At 71.6% G+C, this 21,126-nt stretch carries 23 protein-coding genes; 12 read left to right on the forward strand and 11 right to left on the reverse strand.

Going from position 1 to position 21,126, the window contains the following annotated elements:
• Nucleotides 1–15: 15 nt before the first annotated feature.
• Together VE546_RS01170 and VE546_RS01175 are read right to left on the reverse strand one after the other, a co-directional pair.
• Nucleotides 16–147, reverse strand: a complete 132-nt coding sequence (locus VE546_RS01170; protein WP_324916790.1) for a hypothetical protein — start codon at nucleotides 145–147, stop codon at nucleotides 16–18.
• Nucleotides 144–1,232, reverse strand: coding sequence for a MerR family transcriptional regulator (locus tag VE546_RS01175; RefSeq protein ID WP_324916793.1), 1,089 nt, complete (start codon nucleotides 1,230–1,232; stop codon nucleotides 144–146). The genes VE546_RS01170 and VE546_RS01175 overlap by 4 nt, the downstream gene beginning before the upstream one ends.
• A 302-nt stretch (nucleotides 1,233–1,534) precedes the next feature.
• Between VE546_RS01175 and VE546_RS01180 the strand changes: the two genes are divergently transcribed.
• Nucleotides 1,535–2,104, forward strand: a complete 570-nt coding sequence (locus VE546_RS01180; protein ID WP_324916796.1) for a TetR/AcrR family transcriptional regulator — start codon at nucleotides 1,535–1,537, stop codon at nucleotides 2,102–2,104.
• Nucleotides 2,105–2,190: 86 nt separating this feature from the next.
• Nucleotides 2,191–3,426: a GDSL-type esterase/lipase family protein gene (locus VE546_RS01185; RefSeq protein ID WP_324916799.1), complete on the forward strand. Its 1,236-nt coding sequence runs from the start codon at nucleotides 2,191–2,193 to the stop codon at nucleotides 3,424–3,426.
• Between the two features lie 83 nt (nucleotides 3,427–3,509).
• On the opposite strand, the gene VE546_RS01190 is transcribed toward VE546_RS01185, so the two are convergent.
• A complete protein-coding gene (locus VE546_RS01190; RefSeq protein WP_324916802.1) occupies nucleotides 3,510–4,391 on the reverse strand; it encodes a GNAT family N-acetyltransferase in 882 nt (293 codons plus the stop codon).
• 447 nt (nucleotides 4,392–4,838) lie between these two features.
• On the opposite strand from VE546_RS01190, the gene VE546_RS01195 reads away from it, so the two are divergent.
• From VE546_RS01195 to VE546_RS01210, 4 genes are all read left to right on the forward strand, one after another.
• Entirely contained in the window at nucleotides 4,839–5,396 is a 558-nt protein-coding gene (locus VE546_RS01195; protein ID WP_324916805.1) for a DUF3291 domain-containing protein, read from the forward strand.
• Nucleotides 5,397–5,631: 235 nt separating this feature from the next.
• Nucleotides 5,632–6,045: a helix-turn-helix transcriptional regulator gene (locus VE546_RS01200; protein WP_324916808.1), complete on the forward strand. Its 414-nt coding sequence runs from the start codon at nucleotides 5,632–5,634 to the stop codon at nucleotides 6,043–6,045.
• Between the two features lie 16 nt (nucleotides 6,046–6,061).
• The gene (locus VE546_RS01205) at nucleotides 6,062–6,814 is read left to right on the forward strand and encodes a hypothetical protein (protein ID WP_324916810.1); all 753 of its coding nucleotides are present in this window, start codon (nucleotides 6,062–6,064) and stop codon (nucleotides 6,812–6,814) included.
• Nucleotides 6,815–6,896: 82 nt separating this feature from the next.
• Complete coding sequence (locus VE546_RS01210) at nucleotides 6,897–7,256, forward strand: DUF2516 family protein (RefSeq protein WP_324916869.1); 360 nt, start codon at nucleotides 6,897–6,899, stop codon at nucleotides 7,254–7,256.
• A gap of 44 nt (nucleotides 7,257–7,300) precedes the next feature.
• Here VE546_RS01210 and VE546_RS01215 read toward each other — a convergent pair whose 3' ends face one another.
• Nucleotides 7,301–8,563 (reverse strand): PP2C family protein-serine/threonine phosphatase, encoded by a 1,263-nt coding sequence (locus tag VE546_RS01215; protein WP_414720369.1) that lies wholly within the window; start codon nucleotides 8,561–8,563, stop codon nucleotides 7,301–7,303.
• Between the two features lie 150 nt (nucleotides 8,564–8,713).
• Entirely contained in the window at nucleotides 8,714–9,808 is a 1,095-nt protein-coding gene (locus VE546_RS01220; RefSeq protein WP_324916815.1) for a C40 family peptidase, read from the reverse strand.
• Nucleotides 9,809–10,207: 399 nt separating this feature from the next.
• Between VE546_RS01220 and pstS the strand changes: the two genes are divergently transcribed.
• From pstS to pstB, 4 genes are all read left to right on the forward strand, one after another.
• Complete coding sequence (gene pstS, locus VE546_RS01225) at nucleotides 10,208–11,335, forward strand: phosphate ABC transporter substrate-binding protein PstS (protein ID WP_324916817.1); 1,128 nt, start codon at nucleotides 10,208–10,210, stop codon at nucleotides 11,333–11,335.
• Nucleotides 11,336–11,473: 138 nt separating this feature from the next.
• Entirely contained in the window at nucleotides 11,474–12,454 is a 981-nt protein-coding gene (gene pstC, locus VE546_RS01230; protein WP_324916820.1) for a phosphate ABC transporter permease subunit PstC, read from the forward strand.
• Nucleotides 12,454–13,530, forward strand: a complete 1,077-nt coding sequence (gene pstA, locus VE546_RS01235; protein WP_324916823.1) for a phosphate ABC transporter permease PstA — start codon at nucleotides 12,454–12,456, stop codon at nucleotides 13,528–13,530. The genes pstC and pstA overlap by 1 nt, the downstream gene beginning before the upstream one ends.
• A gap of 33 nt (nucleotides 13,531–13,563) precedes the next feature.
• Nucleotides 13,564–14,340 (forward strand): phosphate ABC transporter ATP-binding protein PstB, encoded by a 777-nt coding sequence (gene pstB, locus VE546_RS01240; protein ID WP_324916826.1) that lies wholly within the window; start codon nucleotides 13,564–13,566, stop codon nucleotides 14,338–14,340.
• Nucleotides 14,341–14,482: 142 nt separating this feature from the next.
• Here pstB and VE546_RS01245 read toward each other — a convergent pair whose 3' ends face one another.
• The gene (locus VE546_RS01245) at nucleotides 14,483–15,478 is read right to left on the reverse strand and encodes an inorganic phosphate transporter (RefSeq protein WP_324916828.1); all 996 of its coding nucleotides are present in this window, start codon (nucleotides 15,476–15,478) and stop codon (nucleotides 14,483–14,485) included.
• A 5-nt stretch (nucleotides 15,479–15,483) separates the two neighbouring features.
• On the reverse strand, nucleotides 15,484–16,104 hold the full coding sequence (locus VE546_RS01250; RefSeq protein WP_324916832.1) for a DUF47 domain-containing protein: 621 nt from the start codon (nucleotides 16,102–16,104) through the stop codon (nucleotides 15,484–15,486).
• Between the two features lie 204 nt (nucleotides 16,105–16,308).
• Between VE546_RS01250 and VE546_RS01255 the strand changes: the two genes are divergently transcribed.
• The gene (locus tag VE546_RS01255; protein ID WP_324916835.1) at nucleotides 16,309–16,629 is read left to right on the forward strand and encodes a metal-sensitive transcriptional regulator; all 321 of its coding nucleotides are present in this window, start codon (nucleotides 16,309–16,311) and stop codon (nucleotides 16,627–16,629) included.
• Between the two features lie 93 nt (nucleotides 16,630–16,722).
• On the opposite strand, the gene VE546_RS01260 is transcribed toward VE546_RS01255, so the two are convergent.
• The 4 genes from VE546_RS01260 to VE546_RS01275 all read right to left on the reverse strand — a co-directional run bounded on the left by VE546_RS01260 (nucleotide 16,723) and on the right by VE546_RS01275 (nucleotide 20,094).
• A complete protein-coding gene (locus VE546_RS01260) occupies nucleotides 16,723–16,899 on the reverse strand; it encodes a hypothetical protein (protein WP_414720368.1) in 177 nt (58 codons plus the stop codon).
• A 159-nt stretch (nucleotides 16,900–17,058) separates the two neighbouring features.
• On the reverse strand, nucleotides 17,059–17,922 hold the full coding sequence (locus VE546_RS01265) for a hypothetical protein (RefSeq protein WP_324916840.1): 864 nt from the start codon (nucleotides 17,920–17,922) through the stop codon (nucleotides 17,059–17,061).
• 386 nt (nucleotides 17,923–18,308) lie between these two features.
• Nucleotides 18,309–18,974 carry a phosphatase PAP2 family protein gene (locus VE546_RS01270; protein ID WP_324916843.1) on the reverse strand — a complete coding sequence of 222 codons (666 nt, stop codon included), beginning with the start codon at nucleotides 18,972–18,974 and terminating at the stop codon, nucleotides 18,309–18,311.
• A 193-nt stretch (nucleotides 18,975–19,167) separates the two neighbouring features.
• Complete coding sequence (locus VE546_RS01275; protein ID WP_414720370.1) at nucleotides 19,168–20,094, reverse strand: NlpC/P60 family protein; 927 nt, start codon at nucleotides 20,092–20,094, stop codon at nucleotides 19,168–19,170.
• 155 nt (nucleotides 20,095–20,249) lie between these two features.
• Here VE546_RS01275 and VE546_RS01280 point away from each other — a divergent pair, with 155 nt between their 5' ends.
• Nucleotides 20,250–20,558 (forward strand): hypothetical protein, encoded by a 309-nt coding sequence (locus tag VE546_RS01280; RefSeq protein ID WP_031508029.1) that lies wholly within the window; start codon nucleotides 20,250–20,252, stop codon nucleotides 20,556–20,558.
• Nucleotides 20,559–21,126: the final 568 nt, after the last annotated feature.

The raw sequence follows: 21,126 nt of genomic DNA on the forward strand, positions 1-21,126 counted from the left end.
CGCGTTCCAGGGCCGTCACCGCCTCGTGCGGCACGGCCGCTCGCGGGCCGCCAGGGCCCGGCGGGCCAGGCGGTGCGCGTCGGCCCGGCGGACGATCTCCTCGGCGCGCAGCCGGTACGGCGCGGGGTACGGGGCCCGGTCCCTCACCGCCGCGGCTCCCGTACGTCGGCGACCACGCAACTGACGTTGTCGGGACCGCCGGAGCGGTTGGCCAGGGCGACGAGTTCGCGCACCGCGTGCTCGGGGTCGCCGGCCTCCGCGACCACCCGGCGCACCTCGTCCTCGGGGACGACCGCGGACAGGCCGTCGGAGCAGAGCAGGTAGCGGTCCCCGGGCCGGGCATCGTGCAGCCGCAGGTCGGGGGAGTGCTCGGGGCCGCCGGTCAGGGCCCGTGCCAGCAGGGTGCGCTGGGGGTGGGAGACCGCCTCCTCGGGGCTGATGCGCCCTTCGTCGACCATCTCCTGGACCAGGGTGTGGTCGTGGGTGATCCGGAAGAACCCGCCGTCGCGCAGGAGGTAGGCGCGCGAGTCGCCGATGTGGACCAGCGCCAGCCGTGACCCGGCCCGGACCATCGCGGTGAGCGTCGTGCCCGTCTCCCGCGGCGCGGGAGCGGCCCCGGCGACGTCGCGCACGGCCCGGCGGGCCCGCTCGACGGCGTCCTCCAGGACGTCGAGGAGGTCGCCCACCGGAACGCCGTCGGCGTCCAGGGACTTCAGCGCGTCGATGGCCGCCGCGCCGGCGCGGGCGCCGCCGCTGCCGAAGCCGTCGGCCACGGCGAGCAGGCGGTCCCCGGCGTGGACGGCGTCCTGGTTGCCGTCACGGACCAGGCCGGTGTCGGAGAGGGCGGCGTAACGGATGGTCAGGGGTGTGCTGTCGGGCTCGGTCGGGGACACGGCGGGTTCCTTCCGGGACAGGTGGTCGACGAGGAAGGCGGCCAGGTCCCGCCGGGCGGCGGTGTCGGCCTCGACCCGGGCCCAGTACGCGCGGACCTCCCGGGCCGCCTCGGGCGCCGGGAGGTCGCACACCTGGCGGATGCGGGCCAGCGGCATGCCGAGCCGCCGGAGCCAGGCCACCAGCCGGGCGCGTTCCACCTGCTCGGGGGCGTAGTAGCGGTAGCCGGTCACCGGATCGACGCGGGCGGGGGCCAACAGCCCGAGTTCGTCGTACAGCCGCAGCGCCTTCCGCGACAGCCGCGACGCCCTCGCGAAGGCTCCGATGGTCAGCAGTCCCATGCCCGTCCCTCCTCGTGCCGGGCGCCTCGCCCGGCCCCACCGATGCTGGGGCTTGCCCCGGGGTGAGGGTCAACGGGCGGCTCCGGCCCGGCCGACGCGTTCCCGGGGGCGGGCGTGCGACGGGTCGTGCCGGCCGGCCGCCTCTCCGCCGCGCTCGACGGCGGCACGGCCCCGGTGACGAGGCGTTCCACCGCACCCCCGGCGCGGTTCTCCCGTCCGGCCGACGGCCATATACAGCAGGTCAGTTTGCCTAAAAGCTTTAGGAAAACACATAATGCTTTTCTCTCAACGGAGGGAAGCTTATGGCACGGGCAGGACTGACCACGGAACGCCTGGTCCGGGCAGGGGCGGAGCTGGCCGACGAGGTCGGCTTCGACCAGGTGACCGTCTCGGCGCTCGCCAGGCGGTTCGACGTCAAGGTCGCGAGCCTGTACTCGCACCTGAAGAACTCCCAGGACCTCAGGACCAGGATCGCCCTGCTCGCCCTGGAGGAACTCGCCGACCGGGCCGCCGACGCCCTGGCCGGGCGGGCCGGCAAGGACGCCCTGACCGCCTTCGCGAACGTCTACCGCGACTACGCCCGGGAGCATCCCGGCCGCTACGCCGCGGCCCGGATGAGGCTCGACCCGAAGACGGCGGCCGCCAGCGCCGGCGTCAGGCACGCGCAGATGACGCGGGCGATCCTGCGCGGCTACGACCTGACGGAGCCGGACCAGACGCACGCGGTCCGGCTGCTGGGCAGCGTCTTCCACGGCTACGTCAGCCTGGAGACGGCGGGCGGGTTCAGCCACAGCGCCCCCGACGCCCAGGAGACCTGGCCACGCATCCTGGACGCCCTCGACGCCCTGCTGCGGAACTGGCCCGCGCCCTGACCACACCCCCGCACCGACCGGTCCGTCGACCGCGCACCGCATCGGCGAATCCGGACCCCACGGACACTGCGATCGACAGGCTGACCATGCACACCGAGCACGACTGGATCACCACGCCCATCACCGCGGACCTCCTGCGCGGCGCCCTCGACCTGGAGCGCACCGAACACGGCGTGCTGCCGCACCGGCTGCCCGCCCGGGCCCGCGCGCAGTGCGCCGACGGGCAGCTCGCCATGGCCGAGTCCCAGCCCTCCGGGGTACGGCTGGTCTTCCGCACCCGGGCCACCGCCGTCGAACTGGACACGCTGCCCACCAAGCGGGTCTACGCGGGCGTCCCGCCCCGCCCGGACGGCGTGTACGAGCTGCTCGTCGACGGCCGCCTGACCGGCCGGGCCACCGTGCCCGGCGGCAACACCCTGACCATCGACATGGCCGCCGGGAGGGCCGAGCACCGTCCCGGCCCGGTCGGCACCCTCCGCTTCACCGGCCTGCCCGACCGCGTGAAGGACGTCGAGATCTGGCTGCCGTACGACGAGACCACCGAACTCGTCGCCCTGCGCACCGACGCCCCCGTCGAGCCCGTACCGGACCGGGGCCGCAGGGTGTGGCTGCACCACGGCAGTTCGATCAGCCACGGTTCCAACGCCGCCGGCCCCACCAGCACCTGGCCCGCGCTGGCCGCCTCCCTCGGCGGCGTGGAACTGGTCAACCTCGGCCTGGGCGGCAGCGCCCTGCTCGACCCCTTCACCGCCCGCGCCATGCGGGACACCCCCGCCGACCTGATCAGCCTCAAGATAGGCATCAACCTGGTCAACACCGACCTGATGCGCCTGCGCGCCTTCACCCCGGCCGTCCACGGCTTCCTCGACACCATCCGCGAGGGGCACCCCGCCACACCGCTGCTGGTCGTCTCCCCCCTTTACTGCCCCATCCACGAGGACACCCCCGGTCCCGGGGCCTTCGACCTCGGCGCGCTCAGCGCCGGGGAACTGCGGTTCCGGGCCACCGGCGACCCCGCCGAGCGCGCCGCCGGGAAGCTGACGCTGGGCGTCATCCGGGAGGAGCTGTCCCGCATCGTGGAGCAGCGGGCGGCCGACGACCCCCACCTGCACTACCTCGACGGCCGCGCGCTCTACGGCGAGGCCGACTTCGCCGAGCTGCCGCTGCCCGACCAGCTCCACCCGGACGCCGCCGCCCACCGCCGCATCGGCGAGCGCTTCGCCGGGCTGGTCTTCGGCGCCGACGGCGCCTTCACCGACCGCACCGCCCGGAACCGGGCCGCATCGCGTCACCCACGACCGGCGGGACAGCGCCCTCTGTAGATCCACAGGCGCTGGGCGCCTCCAACGAGGCCGAGCCCCTCGCCCAGGTGATCGCACGGTCCGCACCGCACGTTCGCTGGTCCTCAGCCGACGTCCGGTGCGGCGCGCGAGAAGTCGTACACCGCCCAGTCGGTGAGCGGGCGGTAGCCGAGGCGCCGGTAGAGGGCGTTGCTGGTGGGGTTGGACAGGTCCGCGAACAGGACGACGTCCCTCGCGCCCGCGGCCAGCGCGGCCCGGCTCACCTCCGCCGTCACGGCGCCCGCGTAGCCGCGGCCGCGCAGGTGGGCCGGGGTGTAGACGATGTCCACCTGGATCTGGCCGCCGATCATCGGGTTCATGCCCGCGATGGAGACGGGGGTGCCGTCCGGGGTCTCCCAGAACGTGTAGCGCTTGTCGGCGAAGCGGGTGCCGGCCCAGGAGTCGGCGTGGATGGAGACGTCTTCCCCGACGGCCTTGGCGAACTCGCCGCACCAGGACATGACGTGCTCGAGGTCCTGCTCGCCCAGGACGCGGCCCCGGCCCGCCGGCAGCGGCTCCGGTGGGGTGAGCGTGCCGAGGCGGTACAGACGGAGCCGCGTGTCGCGGAGTCCCGGCGTCGCCCCGGTGTGCCGCTGCCAGGCCTCGGCGAAAGCGGTGGCGGTGCCGTGGTCCGCGCTGACGCGGGAAAGGGAGTGCCCGAGGGCGGCCAGGCGGGCGGCGAGGGAGTCGGCCTGCTCGGGCGTGAGCGGGGAGAGGCCCAGAGCACGGGGCGGGAGGCGGTAGAAGGTGGCGCGGACCTCGCCCGCTCGCTCCAGCACACCGAAGACGGGGGCTTCGGCGCCGAACGCGTCCGCCCCCCGCGTTCGCACCCTCTCGGCCCACGTCAGTTGCATGACGTGCGGGCCGGGCCGCGAGCGCAGGAAGTCTCCGGCTCGGGCGAGGAAGTCGTCGACGTCTTCGGTGAGGTACCAGCCGTCCGGGCGCATGCTCCATGGTTCCCCACGCTCCGGAAGCGCCGAACGGTTTTCCGCCAGGGTGACTGTCCTTCGACGGCGAACCCGGTCGCTGCGTCGGCCAACCCGGTCGACGCCGCTTGCGTCGCCCCGGCACACCAGCCCGGGCGGAGCTGTCGATGCTGATCCTCCGCAGTTGCCCGGCCGGTGCGGACCTCCACGACGGCAGGCACCGCCACCGCCCCCAGCCCTCGCAAGGACCTGCACAAGGCCACTTGGACAGGGAAAACGCAACTTCGACATGGCCCGCACAGGCAGCTACCTTCACCTGGACTTCGGCGGTCACCCACGGTCGCACAGGGGTTCCTCCAGGTAAGCCACCCGCGACGGGATGAGTCGGTCACGCCCCGCGAATCCTCGCCCCATCCGCAAGCCGCCGAACCGGGTCCGCACCAGGCACACCCGACCAAGGAGAGACGCATGCCCCATCTTGCTCTGTACACGTTCGGCGTCCTGAAGTCGCCTCTCGCCGATCCCTCACCTCTCACGCGCGAGTTCTACGACATCGGTGAGGCCGTCTACCGGAAGATCAGTCAGCACCCCGGATACCTCGCGCGTGCTGAAGCGGCAGACGGTGACCGGGGCCTGCTCTTCGAGGCGGACTGGGGTGCGTGGGGAGAGTTCGCCGTACCGGCCTGGTACGGCAAGGGCCATACCGTGGAAACCACCGCCCTGGCCGCGACCCTCTCACTCTGGACCGGCCTGCGCCCCGCCTTCGACGCCGTCTACACCGGTCTGCACCGTGAGGCGCTGAACAGGCGTTACGACTGGTTCGAGAGGACAGGGCACCCGAATTACGTGTTCTGGTGGGTCTCCGACGGCGCGATACCCACCTGGCAGGACGGGGTTTCCAGGCTGGAGCACCTCCACGACCACGGCTCCGCGCCGCACGCCTTCACCTTCCACCACTCGTTCGCCCCGGACGGGACTCCGACCAGGGTCAAAGGCATCGGGCCGAAGAGCGACCAGGTTCGCTGACCAGGAAGCCTGAACGACCGGGTTCGCTGTCAAACGCCTCGATTGAATGACGGCGAACAGTGGGAGCAACAGATCGTCCGGGACTCGTTCACCCCACCAGGTGGTTCCGGTGAGAAGCCACGGACATACCGGGAACGGACAAGTCCGGTCGGCCGACGCGACCGCCACGGGGCGGGTGCAACACTCCTGCAAGCACTTGCTTGCAAAAGTTAGCGGAACGAGGCACCGTGGAGGCATGGCTTCACTGCATGTCGGCAATCTCGGCGAGTTCCTGCGGGAGCAGCGGCGCAACGCCCAGCTCTCCCTGCGGCAGCTCGCCGATGCCGCCGGGGTGTCGAATCCCTACCTCAGCCAGATCGAACGGGGACTGCGCAAGCCCAGCGCGGAGATCCTCCAGCAGCTCGCCAAGGCGCTGCGGATATCCGCCGAGACGCTCTACGTCCGGGCCGGAATCCTCGACGAGAGAGAGCAGGCCGGCCTGGAGGTGCGCAGCGCGATTCTGGCCGACACGTCGATCAACGAGCAGCAGAAGCAGGTGCTGCTCCAGATCTACGGGTCGTTCCGCAAGGAGAACGGACACACCGAGGACGCCTCCAGTCCGGAGGCCGGAGACGCCCCCTCCGCCGGAGCGAAGTCCAGGACCCCATGACCAGGAGGAACCCTCAATGCCTGACAAGACCACCCACAAGACCGCCAACAAGGTCAACGACATCCGCAAGGTCCTGGCCGACCCCACGCCGCTGTACTTCGCCGCCGGGGTGATCGACAAGATCCGCGAGGTGGCGCCCGAGCGCCTCGCCGCCGTGAAGGGGAAGGCCGCCGACCCCAAGGCCGTGCAGGAACGCTTCACCCAGCAGGCCAAGCAGACGCAGTCGAAGCTGACCGCGGTGTTCTCCGGGCTCGACACCGACCTGAAGAAGCTGCGCGACCAGGCCCAGCACCTGGCCCTGCAGGGCGTCGGACTCGCCGCCGAGTACGCCGTGAAGGCGCGCGAGGGGTACGGCGAGCTGGCCGAGCGCGGACGCGGCGCGGTGAAGACCTGGCGCGGGGAGAAGAACGGCGCCGCCGCCGGCAAGGCGCCCCTGCAGACGGCGCGCGAGCGCAACGAGGTCGTCGTCCTGGAGGAAGAGGAGGAGAAGCCGCAGGCGAGGACGGCGGCGGGGGCCCGCGGCAGGGCCGCCCGGACCGGTACCGCGAAGAAGACGGAGACCGAGACCGCCCGGCAGGCCGCCGCCAAGAGGGCCGCGGCCCGCAAGAGCACCACCGGCACCTCGGGTGCCGCCAAGAAGACCACCGCCTCGCGGCCGACCCCGAAGACGGTGGCGAAGACGGCCTCCAGGCCGCCCCAGAAGCAGGCCGCTCAGAAGCAGACCGCCCAGAAGCAGGCCGCCGAGAAGCAGGACAAGCCGGAGTCATGAGCCGGGCCGGGGCCGGGCACACCCTTCGTGTCCGGCCCCCGGGCCGGTAGCGTGGAGAGCCGACGACCGGCTCATGGACGGGATGGTGGCCAGCGTGCTGTTGGAAGGCTTCAACGAGCTGTTGTTCTGGGTCTCCCTGGCCCTGCTCGTCTTCAGCATCTTCTGCTTCGTCGACGCGGCCCTGCGCCGCGAGGACGCCTACCGGGCGGCGGACAAGAACACCAAGGGATTCTGGCTGATCATCCTCGGTCTGACCGCCGCCGTGAACTTCCTTCCCGTCGGCCTGTTCATCCTGGTGATCGCCGGCCTGATCGCCGACATCGTCTACATGGTGGACGTGCGGCCCGCGCTCATCCGGGTCGGCGGGGGCGGCCGGGGCGGCGGCTTCCGCCGCGGCAGCAGCAGCGACGGCCCCTACGGGCCGTACAACGGCGGGCGCTGACCGGTGCCCGGGGCGCGGCGGGGCGGCAGGCACCGGCCCGGTCGCTAGCCCCGGTCGAGCAGCAGCACCGCCACGTCGTCCGTCAGCTCGTCGCCGTTCAGCTCCCGCACCTCGGCGAGCACGGCGTCCAGCAGCTCCTCGCCGCGCAGTCCGGCGGCCATCCGCTGCCCGACGATCCCGAGCATGCCCTCCTGGCCGAGCCGCTGGTCGCCCTGGCCGACCCGGCCCTCGATCAGTCCGTCCGTGTACATCATCAACGTCCACGCCCCGCCCAGCTCCACCTGGGTACGGGGCCAGCGGGCGTTCGGCAGCACGCCCAGCGCCGGGCCGCCGCCGTCCTCGTTCGGCAGCAGCCGCGGTCCGCGTCCGCCGCCGGCGATCAGCGGCGCGGGATGGCCCGCCAGGCACAGTCCGGCCCGCCGCCCGTCCGGCGCGATGTCGACGGTGCAGAGCGTGGCGAAGATCTCCTCGCTGGAGCGCTCGTGCTCCAGCACCCGCTGGAGCGTCCCCAGCAGGTGGTCGCCGCAGAGCCCGGCGAAGGTCAGCGCCCGCCAGGCGATCCGCAGCTCCACCCCGAGCGCCGCCTCGTCCGGGCCGTGCCCGCACACGTCGCCGATCATGGCGTGCACGGTGCCGTCCGCGGTGCGCACGGTGTCGTAGAAGTCGCCGCCCAGCAGCGCCCGCGACCGCCCCGGCCGGTACCGGGCGGCGAACCTCAGCTCCGAGCCGTCCAGCAGCGGCGTCGGCAGCAGCCCGCGCTCCAGCCGGGCGTTCTCCTGGGCCCGCAGCCGCGACTCGGTGAGCTGCCGCTGCGCCAGGTCCGCCCGCTTGCGCTCGACCGCGTAGCGGATGGCCCGGCTCAGCACCCGGCCGTCCAGCTCGCCGCGGAAGAGGAAGTCCTGCGCCCCGACCCGTACGGCCTCGGCCGCGCGCTCGGCGTCGTCCTCGGCGGTGAGCGCCAGCACCGCGTGCCGGGGCGCCATCCGCAGCACCCGGCGCAGGATGGCCAGCTCGTCCGCGCTTCCCTCCTCGTCGTCCCGCTCCCCGCCGCGTCCGGCGGCGCCGTCGGACAGGGCGAGGTCCAGCAGGATGCAGTGGACGTCGTCGGTGAGCAGCCGCTCGGCCTCGGTGAGGTTGCGGGCGGTACGGACCCGCACCCGGCCCCCGGAGGCGTCGAGCAGTTCGGGGATCGCCAGGGAACCCGCCGGGTCGTCCTCGATGACGAGCAGGGTCAGGCCGCCGGCCGACACCGCCTCCGGTGCGGCCGACTGCCGCGGCAGCGCCGCGGTCCCCACGTCGTTGCCCATGGATACGGGCATGCCAGAGTTCCTCTTCCCTCCCCCCGAGGGCACACGGGCGTCGGAGTGAAGACGCCTTGGGCGACCATATCGGTCCCCGAGGGGTGCACGGAATGCCTTGTGGCATATGCCAAACGGCCGCCGGGGCCCGCTCACCGCCTACGCGTCCGGCCGCACCACCCCCAGGATCGGCAGCGAACCCGCTCCTGCCAGGGTGATCGGCCGCCCCGTCCGGGGGGCGTGGACCATCACGCCGTCGCCCACGTAGAGCCCGACGTGGCTGGCGTCACTCTGGTAGACGATCAGATCGCCGGGGCGCATCCCGGTGACCGCCACCCGCGGCAGCCGCTTCCACTGCTCCTGCGAGGTGCGCGGGATCGTCCTGCCCGCCGCCTCCCAGGCGCGCAGCGTCAGACCCGAGCAGTCGAAGGTGTCGGGGCCCTCGGCGCCCCACTCGTAGTCCTTGCCGATCTGGGCCATGGCGAACGCGACGGCCTTCCTGCCGCGTGCCGAGGCCCGGTCGTCGATCTCGTCCAGCACGCCGGTTTCCAGCCATTTCGCCTGCCGCGCCCAGGCCGTCTCCTCCTCCAGCCTCCGCAGGCGCTCCAGCTCCCCGGCCGCCAGCTTCGACTCCAGCTTCTCGGCCCTGGCCAGCTCGGCCTCGATCCTCTTCTTCGCCGCCGCCTTCCTCCGGCGGTCCGCCTCCAGCTTCGCCCAGCGGCCGGTGGCCTCGTCCGCGTACTCGTCGAGGTCCTCCCTGGCCGTCCGCAGCCTGCCGATCAGGCCCCTGGCCGCCTGCTCGCCCTTGTGCAGCAGGCCGAGGTCGCGCAGGAAGTCGTCCGGGTCGCCGTCGAGGACCAGCCGCGCCCCGGGCGGCAGTCCGCCGCTGCGGTACTTCGCGCGGGCCATGGCACCGGCCCGGTCCGTCAGCTCCTCCAACTGCTCCCGGGTCCGTGCGATCGCCCGGGCCAGCCGTACGATCTCGCGCCGCTGCCGGGCGGCCCGCTCATCGGCCGCGTTGTACTCCTCGGTGGCCGATTCCACTCTGTCGTGCAGCTTCTCGATCTTCTTGTGGATCTCCTCCAGCCGGGCGGTGTCCGCCGCGCCGCCAAACTCCCCGGCGTCCGGCGGCCCGTCGGGCGCGCCGACGCCCGGCGGTCCCTTCGGCCCGGGCCCGCCCGGCTCCGCGTACGCCGTCCCCGCCGCGGCCGTCAGCAGCCCGAGTTGCGCACACACCAGCGCACAGGCGGCCACGCCCGCGAGCGCGGCCCCTCCCGGCGTCCTGCGCCGGCCTCGCCGGCCTCCCCTGGCGCCGTCCCCCTGCCGTCCCACGCGTCTCCCTCCCACTCCGTACCCATCCGTGCGTAACGCGTCACCGTCGCGGATCGTGCCACGCCCACCGGCCCGGACGACAGGGCTGTGGACAAGCCACCCCCGACAGGGGGACGAACCACGCAACTGCACCGTCCGCCGAGGTTCACCTCTCGTTCACCCTCGTCCGCCGGGCACTTCACCTGTCCTGCCTAATTTCGGCCTCGGGGAACGCGCGTCCGGTCGCCGGCGGACGCGGGCGGCTCCACATGCTGATTGACGACCCGGACACCTCATCGCTTGCCGACCCCACCGGCGGGCCCCAGGAAGGAACTGAACGAAGTGAAGCTTCAGCCCACCCACCGGCTTCGAGCGATCGCTGTCGGCGCTGTCGCGGTCTCCAGCGCCCTGGTCCTGACCGCCTGCGGTTCGGACGACAACACCGGGGGCACCAACGAGGGCGGCAGCTCCAAGGCCGCGAGCAACATCAAGTGCGAGGGCGAGGGCAACCTGCTCGCCTCCGGCTCCAGCGCCCAGAAGAACGCGATGGACATCTGGGTCAGGAACTACCAGGCGGCCTGCGAGGGCGTCGGGATCAACTACAAGCCCACCGGCTCCGGCGCGGGCATCCAGGAGTTCCTGCAGGGCAAGACCGGCTTCGCGGGCTCCGACTCGGCCCTCAAGGAGGACGAGGTCGAGCAGTCCAAGAAGGTCTGCAAGGACGGCCAGGGCATCAACCTGCCGATGGTCGGCGGCCCGGTGGCCGTGGGCTACAACCTGTCCGGCGTGGACGACCTGGTCCTGGACGCCGAGACCCTCGCCAAGATCTTCGACTCGAAGATCACCAAGTGGAACGACCCGGCGATCAAGAAGCTGAACCCGGACGCCGACCTGCCGTCCACCAAGATCCAGGCCTTCCACCGCTCCGACGAGTCCGGCACCACCGACAACTTCACCGAGTACCTGCACGCCGCCGCCCCCGACGTCTGGAAGTACGAGCCCTCCAAGGCGTGGGCCGGCAAGGGCGGCCAGTCGGCCGACGGCTCCTCCGGCGTGGCCACCAACGTCAAGAACAACGACGGCGCCATCGGCTACTTCGAGCTGTCGTACGCCACCGGCAACAACATCCCGACCGTGGACCTGGACACCGGCGCCGGCGAGCCGGTCGAGGCCACCGTCGAGAACGCCACCAAGGCCATCGCCGCGGGCAAGGTCGTCGGCGAAGGCAGCGACCTGGCCATGGAGCTGGACTACACCACCAAGGCCGAGGGCGCCTACCCGATCGTCCTGGTGACCTACGAGATCGTCTGCGACAAGGGCAACAACAAGGAGACCCTGGACCTGACCAAGTCCTTCCTGGCCTACACGGCCAGCGAGGACGGCCAGAAGGCGCTCGCCGAGCAGGGCTACGCCCCGATCCCCGACGAGATCATCGCCAAGGTCCGCACCACCATCGACTCCCTCTCCTGACGCCCGGGCGGCCGGCCCCGCCCCGGCGCGGGGCCGGCCGCCCGGTCACGTCCGCCACCCAGTCCCCCTCCGCACGCGATCGACCCATCCGGTGCACCGCCGCCAGGGGATGACACCCCTCATCAGACCGGAGACACCATGGACATAGCACCCACCGCTTCCGCCGCCCCACCACAACCACCCCCGCGCGGCTCGGCCAACCGGCCGGGCGACCGCGTCTTCCTCGGCCTCTCCAAGGGCTCCGGCATCACCCTGCTGGTGATCATGGCCGCCATCGCGGTCTTCCTCACCTGGCGGGCCGTGATCGCCCTCGCCGAGAACGAGGGCAACTTCTTCACCACCTTCGAGTGGAACGCCAACGCCAACCCGCCGGTCTTCGGCATCGCCGTCCTGGCCTTCGGCACGGTCGTCAGCTCGATCATCGCCATGGTGCTGGCGGTCCCCGTGGCCGTCGGCATCGCCCTGTTCATCTCGCACTACGCGCCGCGCAGACTCGCCACCCCGCTGGCGTACGTCGTCGACCTGCTCGCCGCGGTCCCCAGCATCGTCTACGGCCTGTGGGGCGCCCTGTTCCTGGTGCCGCACCTGACCGGCCTGTACCAGTGGTTCGACGACTACCTCGGCTGGACGGGCGTCCTCTCCTACGAGGGCGGCGCCGCGCGCTCGCTGTTCACCGTGGGCATCCTGCTGGCGATCATGATCCTGCCGATCGTCACCAACGTCAGCCGCGAGGTCTTCAAGCAGTCCCCCAAGATGCAGGAGGAGGCCGCGCTCGCGCTCGGCGCCACCCGGTGGGAGGTCATCAAGATGGCCGTCCTGCCGTTCGGCCGTTCCGGCGTGATCAGCGCCTCGATGCTCGGCCTGGGCCGCGCCCTCGGCGAGACGATGGCGGTGGCCACCGTCCTGTCCCCGAGCCCCGAGATCAACCTCAGTCTGCTCGATCCGGGCGGCGGCACCTTCGCGCAGAACATCGCCGCGGGCTTCAAGGAGGCCGGCGACCTCGGACGCGACGCCCTGATCGCCTCCGGCCTGGTGCTGTTCGTCATCACCCTGCTGGTGAACGGCGCCGCCCGCATGATCATTGCCCGCCGCAAGGAGTACTCGGGGGCGAACGCCTGATGAGCAACGCAGTCATGGACAAGCCCCCGGTCGTCGCACCGCTCCCCGGCGGCGCGCTCAAGCAGCCCCGCCTCCCGCGCTGGGCCCCCGCCGCCCTGGCGCTGGCCTCGGCGGGCATCGGCGCCGGCGTCGGCCTGGCGGCCGGGCTGGCCAGCCGCGTCCAGTGGGGCCTGATCGCCGCGGTCCTCTACGTCGTGGCGACCTACGTCCTCACCACGGCCGTGGAGGGCAAGCGCCAGGCCAAGGACCGGCTCGCCACCAGCCTGGTCTGGGTCAGCTTCCTGATCGCCGTGGTCCCGCTCGTCTCCCTGATCTGGGAGACGATCGCCCGCGGCGTGAAGGTGCTGGACGGGTACTTCCTCACCCACTCCATGAACGGCGTGATCACCCTCCAGCCCGGCGGAGGCATCTACCACGCGATCATCGGCACCGTGGAGCAGGTGGGTCTCGCCACGCTGATGGCGGCGCCCATCGGCCTGCTGACCGCGATCTACCTCGTCGAGTACGGGACCGGCAGACTCGCCAAGGCCGTCACCTTCTTCGTCGACGTCATGACCGGCGTCCCCTCGATCGTCGCCGGCCTGTTCGTCCTGTCCTTCTGGATCATCATCCTGGACTTCGGCTACTCCGGCTTCGCCGGTGCCATGGCGCTGGCCATCCTGATGATGCCGATCGTCGTGCGCTCCACCGAGGAGATGCTCAAGCTCGTCCCGAACGAGCTGCGCGAGGCGTCCCTGGCGCTGGGCGTGCCGAAGTGGCGCACCATCCTCAAGGTGGTGCTGCCCACCGCGATCGGCGGCATCACCACGGGCGTGATGCTGGCCGTCGCCCGCATCGCCGGGGAGACCGCGCCGATCCTGCTGCTGGTGTTCGGCACGCAGCAGATCAACAACAACCCCTTCGACGGCGCCCAGTCGTCCCTGCCGTACTACGTCTACGAGCAGTGGGCCAACGGCAACGAGGCCTCCTACGACCGCGCCTGGGCGGCGGCCCTCGTCCTGATCGCCTTCGTGATGATCCTCAATCTGGTGGCCCGCGGCATAGCCCGCTGGAAGGCCCCGAAGACCGGCCGCTGACCCGGCCCACGCAGCAGAAGAGAAGTGATTCCCATGGCCAAGCGCATCGACGTCAGCGGCCTCACCGCCTACTACGGCTCCCACAAGGCCATCGAGGACATCTCGATGGCCATCGAGCCCCGCTCCGTGACCGCCTTCATCGGCCCGTCCGGCTGCGGCAAGTCCACCTTCCTGCGCACCCTCAACCGCATGCACGAGGTCACCCCCGGCGGGCGCGTCGAGGGCAAGGTGATGCTCGACCACGAGGACCTGTACGCGAGCGGGGTCGACCCGGTCTCCGTGCGCCGCACCATCGGCATGGTCTTCCAGCGGCCGAACCCGTTCCCGACCATGTCGATCTACGACAACGTGGCGGCGGGCCTGCGGCTCAACGGCTCCCACAAGAAGTCCGAGCTGGACGACATCGTCGAGAAGTCCCTGCGGGGCGCCAACCTCTGGAACGAGGTCAAGGACCGCCTGAACAAGCCCGGTTCCGGCCTCTCCGGCGGCCAGCAGCAGCGGCTGTGCATCGCCCGCGCCATCGCGGTCGAGCCGCAGGTGCTGCTGATGGACGAGCCGTGCTCGGCGCTCGACCCGATCTCCACCCTCGCCATCGAGGACCTGATCTGCGAGCTGAAGGAGCGCTTCACGATCGTCATCGTCACCCACAACATGCAGCAGGCCGCGCGCGTCTCGGACCGCACCGCGTTCTTCAACCTGTCCGCGGTCGGCCAGCCCGGCAGGCTGGTGGAGATCGACGACACCGAGCGCATCTTCTCCAACCCCTCGGTGCAGGCCACCGAGGACTACATCTCGGGCCGCTTCGGCTGATCCGCTCCGGGTGGGTCCGACCGGCCCGTCCCGGCCGTCTGCGGTGCTGCATGGCGGTGCCACCGCACGACGAACCGCCCGCCCCCCGGCTCCCGGGGGGCGGGCGTCCACGGCCCGGTGCGCCGCGCGACGCGACGCACCGTCAGCCCGCGACCAGCCTCACGGCCCAGTAGCTCGCCGCGGCCACCGCCGCGGCGGCGGGCATGGTGATGAACCAGCCCAGGACGATGTTCTTGGCGACGCCCCACCGCACCGCGCTCACCCGCTTCGTGGCGCCCACGCCCATGATCGCGGACGTGATCACGTGCGTGGTCGAGATCGGCGCGTGGAACATGAACGACGCCGTGTACATCACCGACGCCGCCGTCGTCTCGGCGGCGAAGCCCTGCGGCGGGTCCAGTTCGATGATCCGGCGCCCCAGCGTCCGCATGATCCGCCAGCCGCCGGCGTACGTGCCCAGCGACAGCATCAGCGCGCAGGAGACCTTGACCCAGGTCGGGATCTGGCCGTGGTCCTGGACGTCCGCGATCACCAGGGCCATCACCACGATGCCCATCGTCTTCTGCGCGTCCTGCAGGCCGTGCCCGAGCGCCATCCCCGCCGCCGACACCGTCTGGGCTATGCGGAAGCCGCGCTTGGCCTTGTGCGGGTTGGCCCGGCGGAAGAGCCACAGGATGACCACCATCACCAGGTAGCCGAGCAGCAGCCCGACCACCGGCGAGACGAACATCGGGATGACGATCTTCTCGAGCACGCCCGACCAGTACACCGTGATGCCGCCCGCCAGCGCCGCGCCCACCATGCCGCCGAAGAGGGCGTGCGAGGAGGAGGACGGCAGGCCGAAGTACCAGGTGATCAGGTTCCAGACGATCGCGCCGACCAGCGCCGCGAACAGGATCGCCATGCCGCTCCGGCCGTGCGGGGTCTCGATCAGCCCCTCGCTGACCGTCTTGGCCACACCGCTGCCCAGGAAGGCGCCGGCCATGTTCATCACCGCGGCCATCAGCAGCGCCACCCGGGGGGTGAGCGCGCGCGTGGACACGGACGTGGCGATGGCGTTCGCGGAGTCGTGGAAACCGTTGGTGTACGTGAAGAAGAGCGCGACCCCCACGGTCACGACGAGAGCGAAGGTGTCCACGTGGTTCAGGACTCCTTGACGGCGATGGTCTCCACCGTGTTCGCCACGTGCTCGAAGGCGTCGGCCGCCTCCTCCAGAACGTCCACGATCTGCTTGAGCTTGAGCACCTCGATGGCGTCGTACTTGCCGTTGAACAGGTGGGCCAGCAGCTTGCGGTGGATCTGGTCGGCCTGGTTCTCCAGCCTGTTGACCTCGATCCAGTACTCGGTGAGGTTGTCCATCGTCCGCAGGTGCGGCATCGCCTCGGCGGTCAGCTCGGCAGCCCGCGCCAGGACCTCGATCTGCTGCTCCACTCCCTTGGGCAACTCCTCGATCTGGTAGAGGACGACCAGGTCGACGGCCTCCTCCATGAAGTCCATGATGTCGTCGAGCGACGACGCGAGCCGGTAGATGTCCTCGCGGTCGAACGGCGTGATGAACGAGGAGTTCAGCTGGTGGAAGATCGCGTGGGTGGCGTCGTCACCGGCGTGCTCGGCCGCACGCATGCGCTCCGAGATCTCGGCCCGTGCCGACGTTTCCGCCCCGAGCAGTTCCATCAGGAGCTTCGAACCGGTGACGATGTTGTCCGCGGACGCGGCGAACATGTCGTAGAAGCTCGTCTCCCTGGGGGTCAGACGAAAGCGCACTGGGATTCCTCGGGGTGCATCGTTGTCGGTCTCAATGATGCTAGGTGCATCATCCGGTCACAGTGAACCGTCGGTCATCAGTGTTACCCATCGGAGCGCACCACTCCGCATCGGGGATCCCCCATCACACCACCCCGGAACGGAACATTCGGTACGATATACCCAGCGGGGGTATCATCCTCACGGCGACCACGGGAGGACCGTATGACGACCACCGAGCCCCGTCCAGAGACCGTCCACGGTCCGCACGGATACGCCAAGGAGAAGGACGCGCACCTCAAGCGGCTCCGGCGCATCGAGGGGCAGATCCGCGGCCTCCAGCGCATGGTCGAGGAGGACGTCTACTGCATCGACATACTCACCCAGGTCTCCGCCTCCACCAAGGCGCTGCAGTCGTTCGCGCTCCAGCTCCTGGAGGAGCACCTGCGCCACTGCGTGGCCCACGCGGCGACCGAGGGCGGCGCCGAGATCGACGCCAAGGTGGAGGAGGCCACGGCCGCCATCGCCCGCCTGCTGCGCACCTGACCCGACGGTCCCCGACCCGGCGGCCCTCCCGGGGCCCCGTCACGGAAGCTCCCCGGTTCACGGAGGACCTTCGCGGCGGGCCTCCGGAATCCCTCAGCCGCGGACCCTCTTCTCCGCGTCACGGCCGACCCGGAGCACCTCGTCGATGCGGGCGGGGCTGAGCCGGTCCTCGGCGGCGGCCGACGCCGCGATCATCAGCTCGCCGTAGAGTTCGATCTCGTCGAGGGCCACGCGGTCCTGGACCAGTGGGCCGCAGCTCTTCCCAGACACACGCACCACCTCCTCCAACTCCCCTCTCACGCGCCTGAATCACCAAGGGTAGGAAGAAGCGCCCCGTCGCGCATGGCACGTCCGGACCATTTCACGCCACCGACCTCGGCTACGACCGGCGCACGGCGGTGACCTCCGGAACGCGCCGTCACACCACCGCTACGGAGCGGCGATCCTCCCGGTGTAGATGTCCTCCGGCTCGGGCAGCTCGATCTCCACCGGCACCCCGAAGCCGTACAGCGTCGTCGTCGAGACCACCGAGACCTCACCGCTCCCCCCGCGCCCCGGGGTGCCGGGCGTGGGCGGGAAGACGAAGCGGTGCCGGACCTTCCGCAGCCGTCCCTGCCCGTCGAAGTAGGCGTCGAAGGGCACGGTCCGGCGGGAGAGCCCCTCGGCCGCCGCGGCCAACTGCCTCCGCGAGCGCGGCTCGGCGGCCTCCGCGGCCTCCGCCAGGTCCACGGTGCCGCGGTAGTGCCGCACCTCCTCCCCGTGCAGCCGCTCCTCGCCCCGGAACGACACCGAGCGCACGCCGCGCAGCAGTTCGGCGGCGCTGACCGGATCGGTGGCGCCTCCCGTGACCAGGTTCCCGTCCGGCAGGGTGGCCGTGTCCACGCGCACCCACTTGCCGTCGGGAACGCCGGCGCCCCGGTTCCTCATGTACAGCGCGCCCGGTGTGACCAACTCCACGATCGGCCGGCGCGCGCCGTCCTCGGTGGCCTCGCCCGGCAGCACCACCCGCAGCCGCCCCGTCCGCCTCCCGTAGTCGAAGACGCCGCCGCCCCGGATGGTGACGCGGGTGCCGCCGCTGCTCGTCTCCACCGTCGTACGCGTCCGGGAGGTGCCGGCCCCCGCCAGCACCTCGGCCGCCTTCCGCACCGCGGCCCGCGCCTCGGCCGCGGTCACGTCGGCGGCCACGGCTCCGCGCCCGGAACACCCGGTGACGGCCAGGGTCGTCAGCACCGCCCCGGCACAGGCCGCGGCGACCGCGACGACCCCGCCCTTCCGTCCGCGCCGCACCACCATCGTCCGCCGACCCCCAAGAACACGCCTGGCAACTCGATCCGACTAACGACGGCCACCCGGCCGCCGTCACGGCCGGTACCGTGGTCGCGTGCGGGAGGAGAGCCTCGGGGAGCGGCCGGTACGGCCGGGGGAACACCAGACCTCGACGACGGAGCGGGGATCGTTCTGCAGCGCGGTCTGCACCTGCGGATGGCGCGGTCCCGCCCGGCGGGCGCGCTCGCAGGCCCGCCGGGACGCCGCGGCCCACCGGGAGGGGTGACGCGGCGGACGGAAGGCCGACACCCCGGCAGAACACCGGAGGACGCCGGGGAACACCGGGGAACACCGGGTAAAACGCCGGGGAGCGGCCCCGCACGAGGCGGAACCGCTCCCCTCCGTCACGTCCCTCAGGCGGCCAGGTCCCGGTCGTACGGCCGCCGTTCCGCCGGCTCCGCGGTCCGCGCCGCCGCCTCCGGCGCACACACCAGCCGGCCGATCCGCGAGGAGGCCACCGCGCGCAGCAGCGGCGTCAGCAGCGCCAGCGCCGCGGGCGCCAGCAGCAGCGCCACGGCCGTGCCCAGGGCCAGGCCGCCGATCACGTCGGTGGGGTAGTGCACCCCCATGTAGACCCGGCAGAAGCCCGCGAACACCGCCACCAGGATGCCGACGAGCCCCAGTTTCCGGTTCACCATGAAGATCCCCACGGCGAGCGCCATCGCCAGCGTCGCGTGGTCGCTGACGAACGAGAAGTCCCTCTTCCCGTCCACCAGCACCTCCAGCCCCTCGTGCTGCAGAAAGGGTCTGGGTCGCTCCACGAATCCCCGGATCGGCACGTTCACCAGCAGCGCCACGCCGGCCGCCAGTGGTGCCCAGACCAGCCCGGCCACGGCCGCCACCGCGTCCACCCGACGCCGCGCGATCCACCAGGCCCACACGCCCAGCAGTGCCAGCGCCACGATGGTTCCGTACTCGCCGACGTACTCCATGAGGTGGTCGGCCCACCCGGGGGCGGCCTTGGCCAATCCGTTGATGTCGTAGAGCAGCTCGACGTCGGGGTTGTCCCATTCAGCCATCGCGATGCTGCCCTTCACTCGTCGCTGCCGACCCCCGTGGTAGCGGAATGCCCTTGTCCGGACAGGACAACGCCCTGCCCGGGCCGCACGTTCCAACCTCCACCGAACGATCACGCGGACGTTATCGGAGGGTGACCCGCGAACCGGGACCACGCCCCACGCACTGCTTCACCGGGGCCGCGGGCCCCGGGAATCACGACGCCGTCGGCCTCGTCGCCCCGAAGTAGTCGGGGGTGTCGATCGGATCGAAGCGGATCTTCGCGCCCGTGTACGGCGCGTCGATCATATAGCCACCGCCGACGTAGATGCCCACGTGATGGATCGACCGCGAGTCGTTCAGGTCGTGCGCGAAGAAGACCAGGTCACCCGGGAGCAGTTCGTTCCGCTTCGGGTGCGGGCCGGTGTTCCACTGGTCGTTGGCCACACGCGGCAGTTCGATCCCCACGCTCGCGTACGCCGCCTTCGTCAGCCCCGAGCAGTCGAACCGCCCGCCGTCCTCCGGCGTCCCGTCACCGCCCCACAGGTACGGCGTGCCCAGCCTCTTCTGTGCGAAGTCGATCGCGCCGGCGGCCTGCCGCGACGGCGACACGCGCCCGGCGGGCGCCGCGAAGCTCTTCTCCAGCTTCCGGATGACCTGCACGTAGTTCTGCGTCTCCCGGTAGGGGGGCACCCCGCCGTACTTGACCACCGCGTACGCACCCGCGTTGTAGGCGGCCAGCATGTTGTTCGTCGGATCGCCGGGCACGTCCTCGACGTACTTCGCCAGCGAGCAGTCGTACTTCGCCGCCGACGGGATCGCGTCCTCCGGGTCCCACACGTTCCGCTGCCCGTCGCCGTCCCCGTCGATGCCGTGCGCCGCCCAGGTGCCCGGGATGAACTGGGCGATGCCCTGCGCCTCGGCCGGGCTCTGCGCCCTGGGGTTCCAGCCGCTCTCCTGGTAGAGCTGGGCGGCCAGCAGCGCCGGGTTGAGCGCCGGGCAGTAGTTGCCCCACTTCTGCACCAGCGACCGGTACGCCGCCGGCACCGCCCCCTTCGCCAGCGCCACGGTACCGCCGCCACCGCCGAAGAGGTTGGCGGCAGCGCTGTACGTGCCGACCACGAGCAACGCCATGAAGCACATGACGAGCCCGAACCCGACCCCGGTCGCCACCCACGCCTTCCGCACTCCTCAACCATCCCCCATCGGGACACAGTTCACTGCCGATTCAGCCGAGACCGTGTCAGAATCCAAGGGAAGCGCATCTCCAACAACCCATCTGGGGCGGTGAATACACCATGTTTCTGGCAGCCGACAAGGGCGACATCAACACCATCATCGGCGGAATCGCCCCTGACTGGGGCCCGTTCGGATCGCTGGGCAACGAGGCCCGCGTGATGATCGAGGTCGTGATGGCCGTCGCCATCCTGCTCTGCCTCGGCATCGCCGTCTGGGGCGCCGCCAAGCAGCGCATCGGTGCCACGGCACTGCGCGACACCTTCAGCGCCGAGCAGGGCAAGGGCCTGATCGTGGCGGGCCTGACGGGCGTCTTCATCATCGGCTCGCTCGGCACGCTCTTCACGATCGTCTACGGCATGGCCGTGTAGCACCCGCCCGCCCCCGCCCTCGTCCCCGTCCGTCCCTCCGTCCGTCTCCTTCTCCCGGACCCGATCCCCCCGCCCCCGACCCCGGTGCCCGACTCCCGTACGGCCCAGGGCTCCACGATCCGCCCCCGGGGCCTCCCGGCGCACGCCCGGAACCACGGCCGCGGCACGGCGCACCACCGACAGACGCGGGTCCCGGCCGCGCACGCGACCGGTCACCGGTACGCGTAGCGGCCGGTGCCCCGCCGGACGACCCACCACACCTGCCACGCCCGCCGTGGTAGGCGGAACGGCGCGTACGGCCGCAGAACGGCTCGGGCGCCCTGCCGTACGGCCCGTCCCCCACCGACGGACGGCAGGGCGCCGAGACGTGCCCTGCCCGGGACGGCCGCCACGCCCGAACACACCAGGAAAAAGAGCACCACAGCGATGCACCGGCCCATGATCCCCCCCTCGCCCCGGCTGGCCTCCCGCTCCTCCCGCCGGAGCGGAACGGAACGCCCCTACCGGGCCGATCCCGGCAATCCACCGATCACCGTGCGGAAGCGATCCTGCACACACCGGCCCCACA

Source organism: Streptomyces sp. (genome assembly GCF_035644915.1).
Taxonomy (GTDB): domain Bacteria; phylum Actinomycetota; class Actinomycetes; order Streptomycetales; family Streptomycetaceae; genus Streptomyces.